Annotated in this window: 14 protein-coding genes and 1 tRNA gene; 5 read left to right on the top strand and 10 right to left on the bottom strand. The window is 65.7% G+C overall.

Going from position 1 to position 17,807, the window contains the following annotated elements:
- The first annotated feature begins 65 nt into the window (after window positions 1-65).
- Window positions 66-836, top strand: coding sequence for a CsgG/HfaB family protein (locus tag B5483_RS07850; protein WP_054946681.1), 771 nt, complete (start codon window positions 66-68; stop codon window positions 834-836).
- An 86-nt stretch (window positions 837-922) separates the two neighbouring features.
- On the opposite strand, the gene B5483_RS07845 is transcribed toward B5483_RS07850, so the two are convergent.
- Window positions 923-996 (bottom strand) — tRNA-Gly (locus B5483_RS07845).
- A 262-nt stretch (window positions 997-1,258) separates the two neighbouring features.
- Between B5483_RS07845 and B5483_RS07840 the strand changes: the two genes are divergently transcribed.
- Window positions 1,259-2,620: a malonyl-CoA decarboxylase domain-containing protein gene (locus B5483_RS07840; protein WP_079730006.1), complete on the top strand. Its 1,362-nt coding sequence runs from the start codon at window positions 1,259-1,261 to the stop codon at window positions 2,618-2,620.
- A gap of 22 nt (window positions 2,621-2,642) precedes the next feature.
- Here the strand turns inward: B5483_RS07840 and B5483_RS07835 are convergent, their stop codons facing one another.
- The 6 genes from B5483_RS07835 to pepN all read right to left on the bottom strand — a co-directional run bounded on the left by B5483_RS07835 (window position 2,643) and on the right by pepN (window position 9,691).
- Window positions 2,643-3,179: an adenine phosphoribosyltransferase gene (locus B5483_RS07835; protein ID WP_054946680.1), complete on the bottom strand. Its 537-nt coding sequence runs from the start codon at window positions 3,177-3,179 to the stop codon at window positions 2,643-2,645.
- Window positions 3,180-3,262: 83 nt separating this feature from the next.
- Window positions 3,263-4,099, bottom strand: coding sequence for a cytochrome c1 (locus B5483_RS07830; protein ID WP_054946570.1), 837 nt, complete (start codon window positions 4,097-4,099; stop codon window positions 3,263-3,265).
- A 28-nt stretch (window positions 4,100-4,127) separates the two neighbouring features.
- Window positions 4,128-5,411, bottom strand: coding sequence for a cytochrome b (locus B5483_RS07825; RefSeq protein ID WP_079730005.1), 1,284 nt, complete (start codon window positions 5,409-5,411; stop codon window positions 4,128-4,130).
- 23 nt (window positions 5,412-5,434) lie between these two features.
- Entirely contained in the window at window positions 5,435-5,968 is a 534-nt protein-coding gene (gene petA / locus B5483_RS07820; protein WP_079730334.1) for a ubiquinol-cytochrome c reductase iron-sulfur subunit, read from the bottom strand.
- A gap of 265 nt (window positions 5,969-6,233) precedes the next feature.
- The gene (gene pgeF, locus B5483_RS07815) at window positions 6,234-7,010 is read right to left on the bottom strand and encodes a peptidoglycan editing factor PgeF (protein ID WP_079730333.1); all 777 of its coding nucleotides are present in this window, start codon (window positions 7,008-7,010) and stop codon (window positions 6,234-6,236) included.
- 26 nt (window positions 7,011-7,036) lie between these two features.
- On the bottom strand, window positions 7,037-9,691 hold the full coding sequence (gene pepN, locus B5483_RS07810; protein ID WP_079730004.1) for an aminopeptidase N: 2,655 nt from the start codon (window positions 9,689-9,691) through the stop codon (window positions 7,037-7,039).
- An 80-nt stretch (window positions 9,692-9,771) separates the two neighbouring features.
- Between pepN and B5483_RS07805 the strand changes: the two genes are divergently transcribed.
- On the top strand, window positions 9,772-11,088 hold the full coding sequence (locus tag B5483_RS07805; RefSeq protein WP_245828888.1) for a M48 family metallopeptidase: 1,317 nt from the start codon (window positions 9,772-9,774) through the stop codon (window positions 11,086-11,088).
- On the top strand, window positions 11,085-11,867 hold the full coding sequence (locus B5483_RS07800; RefSeq protein WP_079730003.1) for a Rossmann-fold NAD(P)-binding domain-containing protein: 783 nt from the start codon (window positions 11,085-11,087) through the stop codon (window positions 11,865-11,867). The genes B5483_RS07805 and B5483_RS07800 overlap by 4 nt, the downstream gene beginning before the upstream one ends.
- Here B5483_RS07800 and B5483_RS07795 read toward each other — a convergent pair.
- A complete protein-coding gene (locus B5483_RS07795) occupies window positions 11,844-12,761 on the bottom strand; it encodes a DMT family transporter (protein WP_079730002.1) in 918 nt (305 codons plus the stop codon). The two genes, B5483_RS07800 and B5483_RS07795, sit on opposite strands and share 24 nt — an antisense overlap.
- Entirely contained in the window at window positions 12,758-13,753 is a 996-nt protein-coding gene (locus B5483_RS07790; RefSeq protein ID WP_079730331.1) for a threonine aldolase family protein, read from the bottom strand. The genes B5483_RS07795 and B5483_RS07790 overlap by 4 nt, the downstream gene beginning before the upstream one ends.
- A gap of 78 nt (window positions 13,754-13,831) precedes the next feature.
- On the opposite strand from B5483_RS07790, the gene B5483_RS07785 reads away from it, so the two are divergent.
- The gene (locus tag B5483_RS07785; protein ID WP_079730001.1) at window positions 13,832-14,122 is read left to right on the top strand and encodes a GNAT family N-acetyltransferase; all 291 of its coding nucleotides are present in this window, start codon (window positions 13,832-13,834) and stop codon (window positions 14,120-14,122) included.
- Window positions 14,123-14,182: 60 nt separating this feature from the next.
- On the opposite strand, the gene B5483_RS07780 is transcribed toward B5483_RS07785, so the two are convergent.
- Window positions 14,183-17,803 (bottom strand): hydantoinase B/oxoprolinase family protein, encoded by a 3,621-nt coding sequence (locus B5483_RS07780; protein ID WP_079730330.1) that lies wholly within the window; start codon window positions 17,801-17,803, stop codon window positions 14,183-14,185.
- Between the last annotated feature and the right edge of the window lie 4 nt (window positions 17,804-17,807).

The following is a 17,807-nucleotide window of genomic DNA, read 5'->3' as shown; positions in this document are numbered from 1 at the left end:
GGCCAAGCCCGGGAAGTGGGCTGATGGCGACTCCAATTGAGCGCCCGTCAGGAGGGATGGATTTCATGAAAAAGCTCGCCTGCGCACTTGGCGCAATCGCAATCGCTACCTTGCCCCATGTTGCAACGGCGGCCGACAAGTCGTCGGCACGCAAGCAGCAGGAACAGGGAACCCGCGACATCCCGCACTGCACCAAGAACCTGGGCACCGTCGGAATCGTGGAGCCCGACAACCAGTGGTGGCGTGAACTGAGCCTGGGCAGTCCGGAAGCCATCCTGCGCATCTTCGTGCAGCGTTCCGGCTGCTTCACGCTCGTCAACCGTGGCCGGTCGCTGCAGAGCAGCGCCATGGAGCGCGCATTGGCGGATCAGGGTGAACTGCAGAAGGGTTCCAATATCGGCAAGGGCCAGATCAAGGCAGCCGATTACTTCCTGCAGCCCGACATCGTCAGCACCAATTCCAATTCGGGCGGCGGCGGCGTCGGCGGCATTCTCGGCAGTGTCGGCGGCGGCCTGTTCGGTCGCGGCTTCGGCGCAGTTGCGGGCGGCCTCAACGTGAAGAAGGGCGAGGCGAATGTGACGCTGTCCATCGTCAATTCGCGCACGACGGTCGAAGAAGCGCTGACCGAGGGCTATGCCCGCAAGTCCGACATCAGCTTCGGCGCCGGCGGCCTGTTCGGCGGCAATACTTTCGGTGGCGCCGCCGGCGGCGGTTACCAGAACACCCAGATCGGGCAGATCATCGTCCTGGCCTATCTCGATGCCTATACCAAGCTCGTGACCCAGCTCGGCGGTCTTCCTGCAGACGCGGCCGCGGCTGCACCGCAGGCGCGCTGACGAAGGCAGCAACAGGCGGTCGTCCGGCTATTGCGCGCGGACGGCTGCTGCACTGCAGATCGATTTCGAATGTCCGGGAGGGCGGCTGGAGCGGGTAGCGGGAATCGAACCCGCCTAGCTAGCTTGGAAGGCTAGAGCATTACCACTATGCTATACCCGCTCGATCCGGTGTCTGGTCCGGTCAAAGCAAGCCGCTTCGTGCAGTCGCTTTTCACCAGAAACGTCGTTTCGTCAACGCCTCTCTTGCACTGAAATGAATTCTCGTTGTGGATGGTGGCCCTCGGGTCGACGCAAGCGACCGGCGGCGTGGCGGGCCGTACGGACAGCACCCCTTGCAACGCGGAAAGTGGCCACGACATCGTGTTCTCGCAAGTGCAGCAATGTTATGCTGGAACGACAGCCAGACGAGGAGTCGCACGACGATGAGCCCATCCCGTACGCCAAACCCGACCGATGAACAGGCAACCGGCAGGCGCCGCAACGCGCTCGACCTGTTGCTGAACTCGGGCCTCGGCAAGCTGCTGCGCGGCCTTGGCGTCACATCCCGGCGCAGCGGCGGCGAGGGCCTGCTGGAAATCGCCGATGCCCTGCTCTCGCTGCGTGGACGGGCATCCGGCCCAGCTCTCGCATCTGCCTTTTTCGACCTCTACGAGGCCAGCGATGCCGAGGCTCGGCAGGAATTTCTCGCCAAGGTCCATGAACGGCATCCGGCCGATACCAAGGCGATCGACAAGGCCATCGTGCGATGGAACGAGAAGCGTGACGAGGCCGCGGCACTGGCGCTGAACCACGCAACCGAACTGCCCAGCCACCGGATGATCAATCAGCTCAACCTCGCACCGCAGGGCACGCAGCGCCTGATCGGTCTGCGCGAGGACCTGCTGGCCGTACCGCGTGCTTCGCGCTCGTCAGGCATGGCCGCGCTGGACCGCGAGCTGGAAAGCGCCTTCACCGCCTGGTTCAACGCGGGGTTTCTCGAGCTGCGACGGATCGCCTGGGATTCGCCGGCATCGCTGCTGGAGCGCATCATCCGCTACGAAGCGGTCCACACGATCCATGGTTGGGACGACCTGCGCCGCCGCGTCGAGCCGGTGGACCGGCGCTGCTACGGCTTCTTCCATCCCCAGATGCGCGACGATCCGCTGATCTTCGTCGAAGTGGCCCTCACCCCGCAGCTGCCGGGCGCGATCCACGAGGTGATCGCCGAAGAGCGCGAGACAATGGATCCACGCGAGGCGAGCTGCGCGATCTTCTACTCGATCAGCAATTGCCAGGTCGGCCTCAAGGGCATTCCCTTCGGCAACCACCTGATCAAGCGCGTCGTCGGCCTCCTCAAGGAGGAACTGCCCCACCTCAAGACCTTCGCCACGCTCTCACCGGTTCCGGGCTTCGCCAAGTGGCTCGCCAGCGAGCGGGGGACCGATGCGCGGCTGCCCGGATCGGGCGAACTCAAACATCTCGCCGCGCGCTATCTGGTCGAAGCCAAGGGGAAAGGCGGGGAGCCTCTCGATCCCGTCGCCCGCTTCCACCTTGGCAACGGAGCCCGGCTCGAGGCGATCCATGCCAATGCGGATCTCTCGGCCAATGGCCAGAAGCAGTCGCACGGGGTCATGGTGAACTATCTCTACGATCTCGATGAGATCGAAGCGAACTACTTCGCGCTGACCGAAGTGGGCACCATAGCCTGTTCCAAGGCCGTACAGGCCCTGCTCGAAGAGTCCGAAGGCAAGAAGGGCGGCAAGAAGAATGGCGCCGCCAAGGGCAGGGATTCGGTACCGGCCTGAGACGGCGGGCAACGCTCGCCGGTCAGTGCCCGGGGAAGTCGAGCAGCGCTTCTACCGAGACGCCGGCCTCGCGCAGTCGTGACGTACCGCCCAGCTCCGGCAGGTCGACGAGGAACAATGCCTCTTCGACCACGCCGCCTGCGCGCCGGATCAGTTCGAGAGCGGCCATTGCCGTGCCGCCAGTTGCGATGAGATCGTCCATCAGCACGATCCGGCTGCCTTGGGCGATCGCACCGGGGTCAATCTCGAGCGTGTCGGTCCCGTATTCCAGCGCATAGTCGATCGCGAGCACCGGGACGGGAAGCTTGCCGGGCTTGCGCACCGGGATGAAGCCCACACCGCAGTGCGCCGCGACCGCCGCCCCGAAAATGAACCCGCGCGCCTCAATTCCCGCGATAGCCTCGGCCCCGGCCGCCTCGACACGCTGCGACAGCATCGCCACGGCGGCGGCAAATCCGGGACCGTCGCTTATCAGGGTCGTGACATCGCGAAACAGGATACCCGGCTTGGGGAAATCCGGGATCGAGCGCACGAGCGCCTTGAGGTCTTCGGGACTCACGGTTTTCACTCCTTCAAATGCGAAGCGCCCCTGCCATCCGGAGATGGAGGGGCGCCTGCGTGCCGGTCCGGAAGACCGGGTTATCAGTGCTTCTTGTCGGCCCAGATGTTCCGGTACGACATGTAGCCCAGGATGGTCGCGAAGAGCAGGAAGCCGAGGATCGGCCAGCCCGTCTGCTTGCGCTTCTCGAGCTTGGGCTCTGCCGCCCAGGTGAGGAACGCGGCAACGTCCTTCGACATCTGGTCGACGGTCGACTTGGTGCCGTCGCCATACTCGACCTGGCCATCGGCAACCAGCGGCGGGGCCATAGCGAGGTTCAGGTTCGCGAAGTACGGGTTATAGTGCAGGCCCGACGGCGTCTTGGCATCCGGGAACTCCTTCAGGAGTTCGGCGGGCTGTTCCTGGAAGCCGGTCATCAGGGAGTACACGTAAGCCGAGCCTTCGTGACGCGCCTTCGTGATCAGCGAGAGATCCGGCGGAATCGCGTTATTGTTCGCAGCGCGGGCGGCAACGTCATTGGCGAACGGCGACGGGAAGTAATCCGTCGGGGCGCCGGGACGCATGGTGGATTCACCGGTGTTCGGATCGACGCCCGGAACCGAGAAGCCCGCCGCAATCGCCTTCACTTCAGCTTCGGTATAGCCGAGCGCGGCAAGATCGCGGAACGCGACATGCTTGAGCGCGTGGCAGGCCGAGCAGACTTCCTTGTAGACTTGGAAGCCCCGCTGGAGCTGCTGGTTGTCGAACTTGCCGAAGGGCCCGTCGAACGAGAAATGTACTTCCTTGGGCCCAAGGTGGAACTTCTTCTCAGCCGTGAGCGGCGACGGTTCAGTCGCAGCCGTAATGGCGCCGAGTACGAAGGACCAGGCCAGGGCTACCGTGAAGAACAGCCCGACGAGGATCGAGAGAATGCGTGCCATGTCTTTCGTCTTTCGTTCTAGCTGTTGATCACGCCGAGGGAGCGAGCTTGGCAGCCTCATCCTCGCCGAGAACGGACTCGGTGATGGAATAAGGCAGCGGCAGCGGCTTCTCGATCGCCGAGACGATCGGCAGGACAATCAGGAAGTGCGCGAAGTAGTACAGCGCGGCGATCTGACTGAACATGACGTAGGGTTCTTCAGCCGGCGCACCGCCGCAGTAGAACAGGACCGCCATGGCCGGGATCAGGCCGAACCAGAAGAACTTCTTGTACATCGGACGATAGGAGCCCGAACGCACCGGCGACTTGTCGAGCCACGGCAGGAAGAACCAGACGAGGATCGCGCCGAACATCGCCAGCACGCCCATGAGCTTGGCCGGGATGAAGAAGAAGTCCTGGGTGAAGGCGCGCAGGATCGCGTAGAACGGCCAGAAGTACCATTCGGGCACGATGTGCGCCGGGGTGCTCATCGGGTTGGCCGGGATGTAGTTGTCCGGGTGGCCCAGGGCGTTCGGGAAGAAGAACACCATCAGGCAGTACAGGAACGCGAACACGCCGATCGCCCAGCCGTCCTTGGCGACGTAGTAGGGATAGAACGGAACGGTGTCGCTCTCGCTCTTCACTTCGACGCCGGTCGGGTTCGACGAGCCCGGGATGTGCAGTGCCCAGATGTGCAGGATCACGACGCCCAGGATGACGAACGGCAGCAGGTAGTGCAGCGAGAAGAAGCGGTTCAGCGCGGCATTGTCCGGTGCGAAGCCGCCAAGCAGCCACTGCTGCAGCGGTTCACCGACAAGCGGGATCGCGGAGAACAGGCCGGTGATGACCTTGGCACCCCAGAAGCTCATCTGGCCCCAGGGAAGCACGTAGCCCATGAAGGCGGTCGCCATCATCAACAGGAAGATCACGACGCCCAGCAGCCACACCATTTCGCGCGGCGCCTTGTAGGAGCCGTAGTAGAATCCGCGGAAGATATGGATGTAGATGACGACGAAGAAGGCCGAGGCGCCGTTGGCGTGCGCATAGCGCATCAGCCAGCCCCAGTTCACGTCGCGCACCGTCATTTCGATGGTGTCGAAAGCCACCGCGGTGTTCGATGCATAGTGCATCGCCATCACGATACCGGTGACGATCTGCAGCACGAGGCAGAGCCCCGCGAGGAAACCGAAGTTCCAGAAATAGTTGAGGTTGCGCGGAACCTCGTAGCCGCTGCCGACAGCGTTATAGACGAGGCGCGGCAGGGGAAGCCGGTCGTCCATCCACTTCATGAAGGGATGGGAAGGCTTGTATTCCTTGGCCCAGGGAAAGCTCATGATCGTGATCCTCTCTCTTGGCCTTAACCGATCTTGACGACGGTATCGGAGGTGAATTCGTACTCCGGAACCTCGAGGTTCTTGGGCGCGGGGCCCTTACGGATGCGGGCGGCAGTGTCGTAGGACGAACCGTGGCAGGGGCAGAAATAACCGCCGAACTCGCCGCGGTTCTCACCGTCGCCGGCACCCAGCGGCACGCAGCCCAGGTGGGTGCAAACGCCCATGGTGATGAGCCAGTTTTCCTTGCCCTCCTTAGTACGCTCTTCAAGCGTCTGCGGATCGCGCAGGGTCGAGACGTCGACCGCGTTCGCTTCCTTGATCTCCTTGGGAGTCAGGTTGCGCACGAAGACCGGCTGCTTGCGGAAAATCGCCTTGATCGCCTGCCCCGGCTGGATCGAGGAGATATCGACTTCGGTCGACGAAGCCGCAAGAACGTCGGCCGATGCCGACATCTGGCTGACCAGGGGAATCACTACCCCAACGCCAGCGACACCCGCCGCGCTTACCGCGGCGATATTGATGAAGTCGCGCCGCCGCACGCCATCTACTTCTGCCATGTTTGCCCTTGCCTTGCTTTCGACAACCCACTGCCGGGGGGCCGACAACGAGCCATCAGCTTACCAATGGTACGCTTGGTATCCCCCTTCGACGGCACGCGGTCCGGACGTGCTCCGGGCCGATACCGACTTGGCGGGCCTGATATACACGAAAGTCGACCGTGCCAACCGCCTTTTTGGTCTGGCACAAGGCGCAGGAAAGCTTGGCGCTTTAGACAGGGACCGCCCCGGTCGCCGGGGGTTTGCTGCAGTCAGGCGGGCCGGTTCAGCCCAGGCCGATCAGCGAAAGCTCGCGCCCGTAGGCGGGTTCGCTGCGATGCGTGGCCCGGCGAAACGAAAAGAATCGGTCCGGTTCGGCATAAGTATCGAGACGCAGGCGCTCCACCGCGGCAAGTCCCCCAGCCTCGAGACGGGCCGCGACATAACCTTCAAGATCGAAATGGTGGTGGCTCTTCCGACCCGGCTTGAAGAAGCGGGCGTTGCCGGCATCGTCCTTGCAGAAGCGCTCGAAGAACGCCTCGTCCACTTCGTAGGACGCCTGAGCGATGCAGGGACCGACGGCAGCAACGATCCGGTCGGCCCGCGCGCCCAAGGCTTCCATCGCTTCGATGGTGCGGTCGGTAACGCCACCGATGGCGCCCTTCCAGCCGGCATGGGCAGCGCCGACGACGCCCGCCTCGCGATCGGCAAGCAGCACCGGCGCGCAATCGGCCGTCACGATCCCGAGCAGCAGCCCGGGTCGATCGGTGACTAGGGCATCTGCATGGGGACGTCGTTCGTCCGTCCACACGTCCCCGCCGACTGTGACGCAATCGGGCGAGTGGACCTGGTAGACCGAGACAAGCTGCGCGCCCGGCTGGACGGCGGCGACGGCGCGCGCGCGATTCTCGGCCACGTGATCCGCATTGTCGCCCGATCCGAGCCCAACGTTCAGTCCCGCGACCTCGCCCCGACTCACGCCGCCGCGGCGGCCGAGGAAGCCATGCGGCAGTCCTTCGAGCAGCGCGGCCCGGTTGACTTCGACCGCTTCGCCACAGGTCATGTCAGGCGCCATTTCAACCCTCATCTTCACCCAAGGCTCTTGGTCACCTGTTCGCGCACGTCGCGCGAAAGGTCCGGCGCCGCGGCGATCTTTTCGAGCTCTGCCTTCATCAGGTGGGCACGCTCCGATTCGATTCGCCGCCAGCGGCCCAGCGCGGGAACGAAGCGCGCGGCAGTCTGCGGATTGATCGGGTCGAGCCGGCGAATCAGCTCGCCGATGGTACGGTATCCCTCACCCCCGACATCGTGGAACGCCTTGGGATTGAGCGCGGCGGTCATGTAGAGCGCCCGCACGCGGTTGGGGTTGGACATCGTGAAGTCCGGATGCAGCGCCAGGTCGCGGATGTGGTCGAGCACCAGCGGGTGGGTGGAACCGGCCTGCAGCGCAAACCACTTGTCGATGACCAGCGCGTTGCCCGCATAGCGCTTGTGGAAGTCATCGAGCGCCTGCTGCCGCTCGGCAACGTCCAGCCCGCACAGCACGGACAGCGCGCTCTGGCGATCGGTCATGTTGTCCGCGGCCCAGTACTGGGTATCGGCCCGACGCGCCCCTTCGGCCGGATCGGCTGCGGCAATGTAGATCAGCGCCTGCGCCTTGCACTTGCGCGCACCGCGGGCCCCGGCATCGCGGCTGTAGGGCACCGCGGAAACGCGATCGTGCAGCGTCCGCAGCGAAGCGGACAATTCGCGCCCCAACCAGGCCTTCAGATCCTCGCGCGCCTCGTAAAGGGCGCTCGGGTCGGCGACCAGCAGCTGCTCGGCAAGGTAGGACACCGGCGGCAACATCAGCAGCTCGCCGCGCATCAGGTCGTCGAGCGCCACATCGTCGAGGACCGCAGCGAAGGCGCGCTTTACGGCATTGCGTTCGGCTGCCAGGGATGCCGCGCCCATGTTGCCGGAGACGGCCGCGATCAGGTGGCGCACGACAAGGCTCTGCATCGCCTCGTAACGGGCGAAGGGGTCGTCGTCGTTGGCGGCAAGGAACACGAGGTCATCGACCGGCCGCTCGACATCGAGAGCGATCGGCGCGGAAAAGCCTCGATTGACCGAGAGTACCGGAGCCTTGGCATATCCTTCGAAGCGGAAGCTGTCGCTGGCCTTGTCGAGAACGATGAGCCGCTCGCCGTCGTGGCTGGACGTTTCGCGGTCGAACAGGGCAATCCGCAAGGGAATGGGCATGGGCTGCTTCATCGCCTGCCCCGGGGTGGAAGGAACCGCCTGGCTGGCGGTGAGGGTAACGCCATTGTCTTCATGGACCATGCGCACCTGCACCTGCGGCGTTCCGGCCTGCGAGTACCACAGGCGGAACTGCGCGAGATCCAGCCCGGCGCCTTCCTCGATCGCCTTGATGAAATCCTCGCAGGTCGCCGCTTCGCCGTCGTGCCGCTCGAAATAAAGGTCGGTGCCTTTGCGGAAGCGCTCCGGCCCCGCCATCGTCCGCATCATGCGGATCACTTCGGCACCCTTGTTATAGACCGTCGCGGTGTAGAAGTTCGAGATCTCCTGATAGGAATCGGGCCGGATCGGATGCGCCAGCGGGCCGGAATCCTCGGGGAACTGCGCCGAGCGCAGGACGCGCACGTCCTCGATCCGCTTGACCGGCTCCGACCCCATGTCGGCGCTGAACAGCTGGTCGCGCAGCACCGTGAAGCCTTCCTTGAGCGAGAGCTGGAACCAGTCACGGCAGGTGATCCGGTTGCCGGACCAGTTGTGGAAGTACTCGTGCCCGATCACGCCCTCGATCGCGTCGTAATCGGCATCGGTCGCCGTGTCCGGCTCGGCCAGGACGTAGCGGGTGTTGAAGATGTTGAGGCCCTTGTTCTCCATCGCCCCCATGTTGAAGTCGGAGACGGCGACAACATTGAACAGGTCGAGGTCGTATTCGCGCCCGAAGGCTTCCTCGTCCCACTTCATCGAGGCGATCAGCGAATCGAGCGCGTGCTGGGTACGGCTTTCGTCTCCGGGACGAACCCAGATGTTCAGTGCGACCTTGCGGCCGCTCCGGGTCGTGAAGGCGGCGCTGTTGGCAACAAGGTCGCCGGCGACGAGCGCGAAGAGATAGCTCGGCTTGGGCCAGGGATCCTGCCACTCGGCCCAGTGGGTGCCGTTCTCCCCATCGCCCTGCGCGGTACAGTTGCCGTTCGAGAGCAGGATCGGGAAGGCCGCCTTGTCGCCGGCCATGCGCACCGAATAGACCGAGAGCACGTCCGGCCGGTCGGGGAAGAAGGTAATCCGGCGGAAACCTTCCGCCTCGCACTGCGTGCACAGCATCCCGTTCGATGCGTAGAGGCCCATGAGCTGGCTGTTGGCGATCGGCTTGATCAGCGTCTCGATCTCGATGGCGTGGGCATCGCCGTGCAGTTCGATCAACAGGTCCGGACCGTCGAGCCGCCAGTCATTGATCGCCTCGCCATCGACCCTGACCGCAAGCGGCGCGATCTGGTCGCCATTCAGGCGCAGCACGTCCGAGCCGTTCCCGTCCGGATTGCGCTGCACCGACAGCCTCGAAGTGACGTGCGTCTCATCGACGCCAAGCGCGAAGTCCAGGGCGATCTGCGGCACCAGCCAGGCGGGCGGCAGGTAATCTTCGCGGTGGATGACCGGCGGCGCCTGCGGGGGCGGCGCGGCATCGGCAACCTGCATGTTGGCTTCGGAGTCGGCGGGCGTGCTGGCAATGTCCATGCCCTAGATTTAGAGGCTTACCTTGCGATTGCCAGCCGGTACGGTACGAATTCACCGGCACTCTGGGGGAATGGCGCCGAATGATGCATGGCAAGCGCGCAGCGATGTTGCTGATCGCGGGGACAGCGATCCTCTCGGGCTCCGCACTGGCGGCAAGCGCGCCGCAGGCCGGGTTCGACGTCGACCAGGCGACCCGGCTCTGGCTCGACACCCTGCAGGGCCCGGCCCGCGCCAGGTCCGACGCCTATTTCGAAGGAGGCTACTGGCTGCCCCTGTGGGGCACGCTGATCGCGGTGCTGATCGACTGCGCCCTGCTGCATTTTCGCCTGTCAGCCCGGTTCCGGGACTGGGGCAGCCGAATCTCGCGGCGCCCCTCGGCCATCGTGGCCGTCACCGCGCTGTTATACCTGTTCGTCGGTTCCCTGCTGACACTGCCCTGGACGATCTACAGCCAGTTCTTCCGCGAGCGCGCCTACGGACTGATGAACCTGTCGTTCGGCGGCTGGCTGGGAGAACAGACCATCGGCCTTGCCTTCAGCCTTGTCGTGGGAACCGTGCTGCTGGTCGCGCTCTATGCCGCGATACGCCGCTTTCCGCGCCGCTGGTGGGTGCTCGGCACCGGTATCGTCGCCGCCTTCGCGCTCGTCGCGCTGCTGCTGGCGCCGGTCTATCTCTCGCCGCTGTTCAACACCTACAGGGAAATGCCGCAGGGCCCGGTCCGCGACCGCATCGTCGCCATGGCAAACAGGTTCGATGTCCCGGCAGAGCACATCTACGTTTTCGACGCGAGCAAGCAGTCCGACCGGATTTCCGCCAATGTCTCCGGAATCGGCCCGACGATCCGCATCAGCCTCAACGACAATCTGCTCAACCGTTCGACGCCCGAGGAGATCGAGGCCGTGATGGGCCATGAACTGGGGCACTACGTCCTCGGTCATGCCTGGCGCAACATCGCCTTTTTCGTCGTGCTGGCTGCCCTGTGCCTGTTCCTGGTGGCGCGGATCGCCCCGGCACTTATCGCCCGGTATGGCCAGCGCTGGGGTGTTCGGGATCTTTCCGATCCGGCATCGGTTCCGGCGATGATGATCTGCATCTCCGTCCTCTCCCTGCTGGCGACGCCGCTGACCAACTGCCTGATCCGGATCGACGAAAGCGAGGCTGACGTCTTCGGCCTCGATGCCGCGCGCGAGCCGGACGCCTTTGCCGCGATCGCGATGAAGCTGGCCGACTATCGCAAGATCGAGCCTGGCCCGCGCGAGGAAATCCTGTTCTTCGACCATCCCTCCGGCGCGACCAGGGTGCGCATGGCGATGCAATGGAAGAAGGACCATGTGCCCGATGCCCGGATGGTTCACCCCGCCCCCCTGCCCCAGCACTTCGGAGAACACCACAAGTGAAGCGCCGCCTGTTCATCTTCGGCCTCGGCTACACAGCCGGTTACATCGCGAACCGGCTCGAACCCGCAGGGTGGGAGGTCGTCTCCACCGGCCGCGACGGTACCCTGTCTTTCGACGACGAGGGCAATGTACGCATGGCGCTGGCCGACGCCGATCACGTGCTGTCATCGGTTCCACCGGGCAGCGAGGGGCTCGATCCGGTACTGGAACGCTATGGCGACGCGCTTGCCCCCAAGGCGTTGTCGTACCTGTCCTCAACCGGCGTCTATGGCGATGCCGAGGGCGCATGGGTCGATGAGAGCGCGCCGACGGGAACGGGGCGCCGCGTCGCCCGCGCCGACGCCGACGCCGCATGGCTGGGGCGCGGCGCACGCGTCTATCGCCTGCCCGGGATCTACGGTCCGGGCCGCTCGATCTTCGAACGCCTCGCCGAGGGGCGTGCCCATCGCATCGACCTGCCCGGACAGGTGTTCAGCCGCGTCCATGTCGAGGATATCGCGGCAGGCGTCATCGCCGGTCTCGACGCGGCCCCGGGGGCCTACAATCTTGCCGACGACGAGCCCTGCAGCCAGAACCGGCTTGTCGAGGAAGCCTGCGCCCTTCTCGGCATCGCACCGCCGCCGATGCAATCGCTCGAGGCAGCGAACCTGTCGCCGATGGCGCGCTCGTTCTATGCCGAGAACCGCCGCGTCGCCAACGGCAAGGCCAGGCGCGCGCTCGGCTGGCAGCCCCGCTATCCCAGCTTCCGCGAAGGCCTACGCGCGCTTCGCCCGCGCTGACAACGCGACCAGCAGACCGACAAGCGCCAAGAGGGCGCCGCCGCCGGCAAGGCCGGTCCAGCGATAGTCCTCGAATAAGGTCGAAAGCACCATCGCAACGACGGGAACCGCCACGCCGTTGTAGGCCGCCTTGCCCGCGCCGAGTGTCCGGATCAGCAAAAAGTAGAGCGGGAACGTCACGACCGACCCGAAAATCGCGAGATAACCGATCCCGGCGAGATAGCTCCAGCGCATGTCGATCACCGGAGGGCCAGCGGTAACGATGCTGAACAACGCGTCCGCCAGCGTGCCCCACACCATCGCCCAGGCAAGCAGCGGCACGATGAGCTGACGTCGCCCGGCAGGCGTCGCCTGCAGGACGTTGGCAGAGGACGCACTGAACAGTCCGGCGCAAGTCAATACGATGCCCAGCGCAATGCGGCTGTCAGGCGGCGCATCGCGGAACTCGTGGATCAGCAGCAGGGCGATCCCGGCAATGGCGATCAGCGAGCCCAAGACGAAACGCGGCTTCACGGTCTCCTTCAGGAACAGCCGCCCCAACAGCGTGTTGGGGACCATCAGCAGCGCATAGAACACTGCCACCAGCCCGGAAGTCAGGTGCATTTCGGCACGGTAGACGAACTGGAAGTTCAGAAAGAACTGCGAGAGCCCGACGAAGACCGCGAGGATCATCCCTTCGCGCGAAAGCCGCAGCGGATCGCCCCGCAGCTTCGCGAAGATGAACATGCCGACACAGGCGATGGCGAAGCGATAGGTGATCGACCAGCTGGCCGGGACCAATCCGACCTGGTCCTTGATCACCAGCCACGTCGAACCCCATATCGCGGTCACGATCAGGAAGGCGGCGGCGACCTTGGCCTGCGAAGCGACCGGTTCGGCGGCGCCGTCGCTCATAAACCGGCAATCGCCCGGGCCAGCGCCGCGGCCGCCTCGGGCCGGGTATCCCACGCGGTTACCAGCCGCGCCGCATCCGGGCCCCAATCGTAGAATTCGAAGCCCTGCGCGCGCAGTGCCTCCCGCTCGGCGGCGGTGGTGGTGAGAAACACTTCGTTGGCCTCCACCGGGTGGAGCAGGCGCGACCCGGCCGCCGCGGCGATCTCGGCAGCGGCCGCATTGGCCGCGCGCGCATTGTCGAGCCATACATCGTGGTCGAGCATCGCAAGGATCTGCGCCGCAAGATAGCGGCCCTTGGACTGCAGATGCCCTGCCCGCTTGCGCCGGTAGCGGGTCTGGCGCGCGAGTTCGGGATCGAAGAAGACGATCGCCTCGGCGCCCATGCCGCCGTTCTTGACGAACCCGAAGCTGAGCGCGTCGGCGCCCAGCGCCGCCTCTGCCGGGCTGCAGCCCAGAAACGCCACGGCATTGGCGAAGCGCGCACCGTCAATATGCAGCGCCAGCCCGCGTCCCCTGGCATACCCTGCAATCGCCGCGAGTTCTTCGGGACGATAGGCGCAGCCGTATTCGCTGACCTGCGTGACCGAAACCGCGTGGGGCTGGACCTGGTGGACATCGTCGCGGATGGGATCAACGACCGAAGCAATCGCTTCGGGGGTCAGCTTCGCGCTTTCGCCATCTGCCAGCATGAGCTTTGCACCGTGCATGTAGAAGCCCGGCGCGCCGCACTCGTCGACCTCGATATGCGCCTCGCGGTGACAGACCGCACCGCCGTGCGGGGGCACCATGGCCGAGAGGGCAAGGCAGTTCGCCGCCGTGCCCGTGGCCACCCAGAGCGCCGCGCAGTCACGTCCGAACAGCGCCGAAAAGCGCGCGTCCATCTCACGGCTCAACGCGTCGTTGTCATAGGGCGAATCGGCCACGTCCGCAGCCATCATCGCCTTCCAGACCGCGGGATGAACGCTGGCGGCATTGTCGGAGAGGAACTTCATGGCCATATGCCCTGCTTGGGCTTGCGCCCTGCGTCAAGCGCTTGCATGCGCTGCCATTCACGCACCGGAGAATGCCGCATGGTCGGAGTGACCATAACCAAGCACGAGAAGGAAACGCGCGGCGAATATATCGCCCATGTCGCGGACAGCGATGCCGTCGGCTGCCTGACCTGGGTCGAGCGCGACGGGGTCCATTTCGCCGATCACACCCTGGTACCGCCCGAGATCGGCAATCGCGGAGTCGCGATGCGGCTGGTCGAGGCGATGGTGGCCGACGCGCGCGAAAACCAGTTCAAGGTCGCACCGGTCTGCAGCTATGTGGTGGCTGCGTTCAACCGCCACCCGGACTGGAACGACGTGCGGGCCTGAAGACCGCGCCTGCCGGTCCACGGGGCCGCCACTGCAGACATGACAGCGATTGCCGCAAGGTCAATCCGGCTCGCCGTAACCGCCGCCGCCGGGCGTCTCGATCACGATGACGTCTCCGGCCTCGAGGCGCGCCGAGCCGGTTGAACCCAGATCCTCTATGGTGCCGTCAGTACGCTCCAGCCGGGTACGACCGGGGGCTGCGTCCTCACCGCCGGCAAGGCCGAAGGGCGCGACCTTGCGTCGCTGGGCGAGGATGCCCGCCTGCATCGGCTCGAGGAAGCGCAACCGGCGGGTGGCCCCGTCGCCGCCCTTGTGCCGTCCCTTCCCGCCCGAACCGCGCCGGATCGAGAACTCTTCCAGCAACACCGGGAAGTTCGTCTCGAGCACTTCGGGATCGGTCAGGCGGCTGTTCGTCATGTGGGTCTGGACGACGCTGGTGCCGTCGAAATCCGGGCCTGCCCCCGAACCGCCGGCAATCGTTTCGTAGTACTGGCGCCGCGCGTCGCCGAAGGTGAAATTGTTCATCGTCCCCTGAGACGCCGCCATCGCGCCCAGCGCGGCGAACAGGGCATCGGTGATCGCCTGGCTCGTCTCGACATTGCCGGCGACGACCGCAGCCGGTGCGCGCGGGTGCAGCATCGATCCTTCGGGCACGATAAGCGTGATCGGGCGCAGGCAGCCCTCGTTCATCGGCACCGCATCGTCGATCAGCGTGCGCACGACATAGAGCACTGCCGCGCGCACGACCGGGAGCGGAGCGTTGAAGTTGTCCGCAAGCTGGTCGCTGGTGCCGGTGAAGTCGATCGTCGCGCCGCGCGTCTGGCGATCGATGCTCACCGCCACGCAAATCTGCGCCCCGTTGTCCATCGGCACGCGGAAGGTGCCGTCCGACAGTCTGTCGATCAGCGAACGGACCGCATCTTCGGCATGGGCCTGCGCATGGGCCATGTAGGCATCGACGAACTCGCGTCCCTGCTCGCGGGCGATGCGGCGCAGTTCCGAAGCGCCGCGCGTGCAGGCGGCGACCTGCGCGCGCAGGTCGGCGATGTTCTGGTCTATGGCCCGCGACGGGTACGGCCCCGAAGCCAGCAGTGCGCGCATCGCTCCTTCCTGAATTTCCCCGCGATCGACCAACAGCACGTTGTCGATCAGCACGCCTTCATCGTCCAGCGAACGGCTGCGCGGCGGCATCGATCCCGGGCTGATCCCGCCGACGTCGGCATGGTGCCCGCGCGCCGCGACGAACCACGCCGGTGCGCTATCGTCACCCTCCGCGAAGACCGGCATGACGACGGTGATGTCGGGCAAATGGGTGCCGCCATCGTAAGGCGCATTGAGGACATAGGCATCGCCCGGCAGCAGTCCGCGCCCGTCCTTCGCATCGCCCCGCCGCGCCAGGATCGTGCGCACGCTTTCGCCCATCGAGCCAAGGTGCACCGGCATGTGCGGCGCATTGGCGACGAGACTGCCGTAGCGGTCGAACACGGCACAGGAGAAATCGAGCCGCTCGCGGATATTGACCGAGCTGGCGCTGAACTGCAGCGCCGCGCCCATCTCCTCGGCGATCGCCATGAACAGCGCGCCCATGATCTCCAGACGCACCGGATCGCACGCCGTGGACTGCGCCTGCGCGACCTGCAGCGCCCGGACCCGGGTGAGCAACAGGTTGCCGAACGGGTCGACGCGCACCCGCCAGCCGGGTTCGACCACCGTCGTGGAGACATCGTCGACCACCAGCAGCGGACCGTCCGCCTCGAAACCTTCGGCCAGATCGGCGCGCAAGTAGAGCGGCACGCGGTGCACCGCCCCCTCGGTGAAGATGTCGACCTGTTCGGCGGGAGGGCCGGAGCTGTCCGGCAAGGCGAGCGTCGCGCCGCCTGCGTCCTGCGCGGCCGATACCGCCTCGACGCGCAGTGTCTCGGCAATCAGATCGCTGCCCGCCCCGAAGCCGAAGCGATGCAGCCAGCCTTCGCGGAATGCATCGCGCATGGCATCGAGCGTGCCGAAGCCCACCTCGATGGCATTATCGCTGCCCTTGGGCCGTACCGCGAGAGTAGCCTCCATGGCGATGGTATCGACCGCGACACCCTGCGCCGCCAGATCGTCGCGCGCCTGCCCACCCAGCGCCGCAACGGCTTGTCCGATTTCGTCCATGCTGCGCGCCTCGAGCGGCAGTGCGAGCGTCCGCTCGTGCAGCATGCGCCGATCGGCAAGGCCCATGCCATAGGCGGACAGCACGCTTGCCAGCGGATGGCACAGCACCGTCCCGACGCCGAGTGCATCGGCAACCTTGCAGGCATGTTGCCCTCCGGCCCCGCCAAAGGTCACGAGCGCCGCACGCGTCATGTCGTGACCGCGGCGCAGGGACACGGTCTTGATCGCATTTGCCATATTGGCGACCGCGATCTCGAGGAACCCTTCGGCTGCCTCTTCGCGCGACAGGGCCCTGCCGGTTGCGGCACGCACATGCTGCAGCACTTCGTCCATCTTTTGCTGCGCAGCATGGAGTGACAGCCGCTCGTCGCCTCGGGGGCCGAAGACGTGGGGGAAATGCTGCGGGCGAAGCTTGCCGAGCAGGAGGTTGCAGTCGGTCACCGCCAGCGGGCCGCTGCGCCGGTAACAGGCCGGGCCCGGTACGGCGCCCGCGCTTTCGGGCCCGACAAGGAAACGCGCCCCGTCGAAATGGCAGATCGACCCGCCGCCCGCGGCAACGGTCTCGATCCGCATCATCGGCGTTCGCACGCGCACCCCGGCGACGCGCGTCTCGCTGTCGCGCTCATACTGCCCGGCATAATGCGAAACGTCGGTGGAGGTCCCGCCCATGTCGAAGCCGATGACATGATCGAAACCGGCCTCGCGCGCGATCGCCGCCATGCCGACGATGCCGCCTGCCGGGCCGGAGAGGATAGCGTCCTTGCCGCGAAATGCGGCGCCGGTCGCCAGCCCTCCGCTCGACTGCATGTAAAGCGCGGCAACCCGCGGGCCGAGCCCCGCTTCGAGCCCCGCGACATAGCGGTCGAGCACCGGCGAAAGGTAGGCATCGACGACCGAGGTATCGCCGCGCGCGATGAGCTTGATCAGCGGGGCGACCTCGTGACTGACCGATACTTGCGTGAAACCGACCTCGCGCGCGATCCGCACCAGCGCTGCCTCGTGAGCGACATGGCGATAACCGTGCATGAGCACGATGGCGATGGCACGCAGCCCCCGGTCGAAGAAATGCTGCAATCGATCGCGTGCAGCATCTTCATCGAGCGGGCGGTGGATCGTCCCGTCCGCACCGACACGTTCGTCGATCTCCAGCACCGCGCCGTGAAGCGGTTCGGGCCGTTCGATGTGCCTTGCGAAGATGTCCGGGCGCTCCTGCGTACCGATGCGCAGGGCATCGCCGAAGCCGCGCGTGATGGCGAGCAGCACCGGCTCTCCCTTGCGTTCAAGCAGGGCGTTCGTCGCCACCGTGGTGCCGAGCCGCAGTTGCGCCGGTGGCAGTTCACCCGCGCGCACGCCGGTCAGACGGCGCATCGCCTCGACCGCGGCATCGTCGTAGGAACCGGGACTTTCGGAAAGCAGCTTCAGGCGTTCGAAGCGGCCGTCGGGCGCCTTTGCCACGACATCGGTAAAGGTACCGCCCCGGTCGACCCAGAACAGCCACTGGCCGGTTTCCTCACTGCGATTGGTCATGTGC

The sequence above is a fragment of the Novosphingobium mathurense genome (genome assembly GCF_900168325.1).
GTDB lineage: Bacteria > Pseudomonadota > Alphaproteobacteria > Sphingomonadales > Sphingomonadaceae > Novosphingobium > Novosphingobium mathurense.
The sequence above is the reverse complement of the archived record's forward strand: the minus strand, read 5'-3'. Positions and strand labels throughout refer to the sequence as shown.

Coding starts and splice junctions, on each gene's coding strand:
- B5483_RS07850 (WP_054946681.1), top strand. CDS start 66: ATGAAAAAGCTCGCCTGCGCACTTGGCGCAATCGCAATCGCTACCTTG.
- B5483_RS07840 (WP_079730006.1), top strand. CDS start 1,259: ATGAGCCCATCCCGTACGCCAAACCCGACCGATGAACAGGCAACCGGC.
- B5483_RS07830 (WP_054946570.1), bottom strand. CDS start 4,099: ATGGCACGCATTCTCTCGATCCTCGTCGGGCTGTTCTTCACGGTAGCC.
- B5483_RS07825 (WP_079730005.1), bottom strand. CDS start 5,411: ATGAGCTTTCCCTGGGCCAAGGAATACAAGCCTTCCCATCCCTTCATG.
- petA (WP_079730334.1), bottom strand. CDS start 5,968: ATGGCAGAAGTAGATGGCGTGCGGCGGCGCGACTTCATCAATATCGCC.
- pgeF (WP_079730333.1), bottom strand. CDS start 7,010: ATGACCTGTGGCGAAGCGGTCGAAGTCAACCGGGCCGCGCTGCTCGAA.
- pepN (WP_079730004.1), bottom strand. CDS start 9,691: ATGGACATTGCCAGCACGCCCGCCGACTCCGAAGCCAACATGCAGGTT.
- B5483_RS07805 (WP_245828888.1), top strand. CDS start 9,772: ATGATGCATGGCAAGCGCGCAGCGATGTTGCTGATCGCGGGGACAGCG.
- B5483_RS07795 (WP_079730002.1), bottom strand. CDS start 12,761: ATGAGCGACGGCGCCGCCGAACCGGTCGCTTCGCAGGCCAAGGTCGCC.
- B5483_RS07790 (WP_079730331.1), bottom strand. CDS start 13,753: ATGAAGTTCCTCTCCGACAATGCCGCCAGCGTTCATCCCGCGGTCTGG.
- B5483_RS07785 (WP_079730001.1), top strand. CDS start 13,832: ATGGTCGGAGTGACCATAACCAAGCACGAGAAGGAAACGCGCGGCGAA.
- B5483_RS07780 (WP_079730330.1), bottom strand. CDS start 17,803: ATGACCAATCGCAGTGAGGAAACCGGCCAGTGGCTGTTCTGGGTCGAC.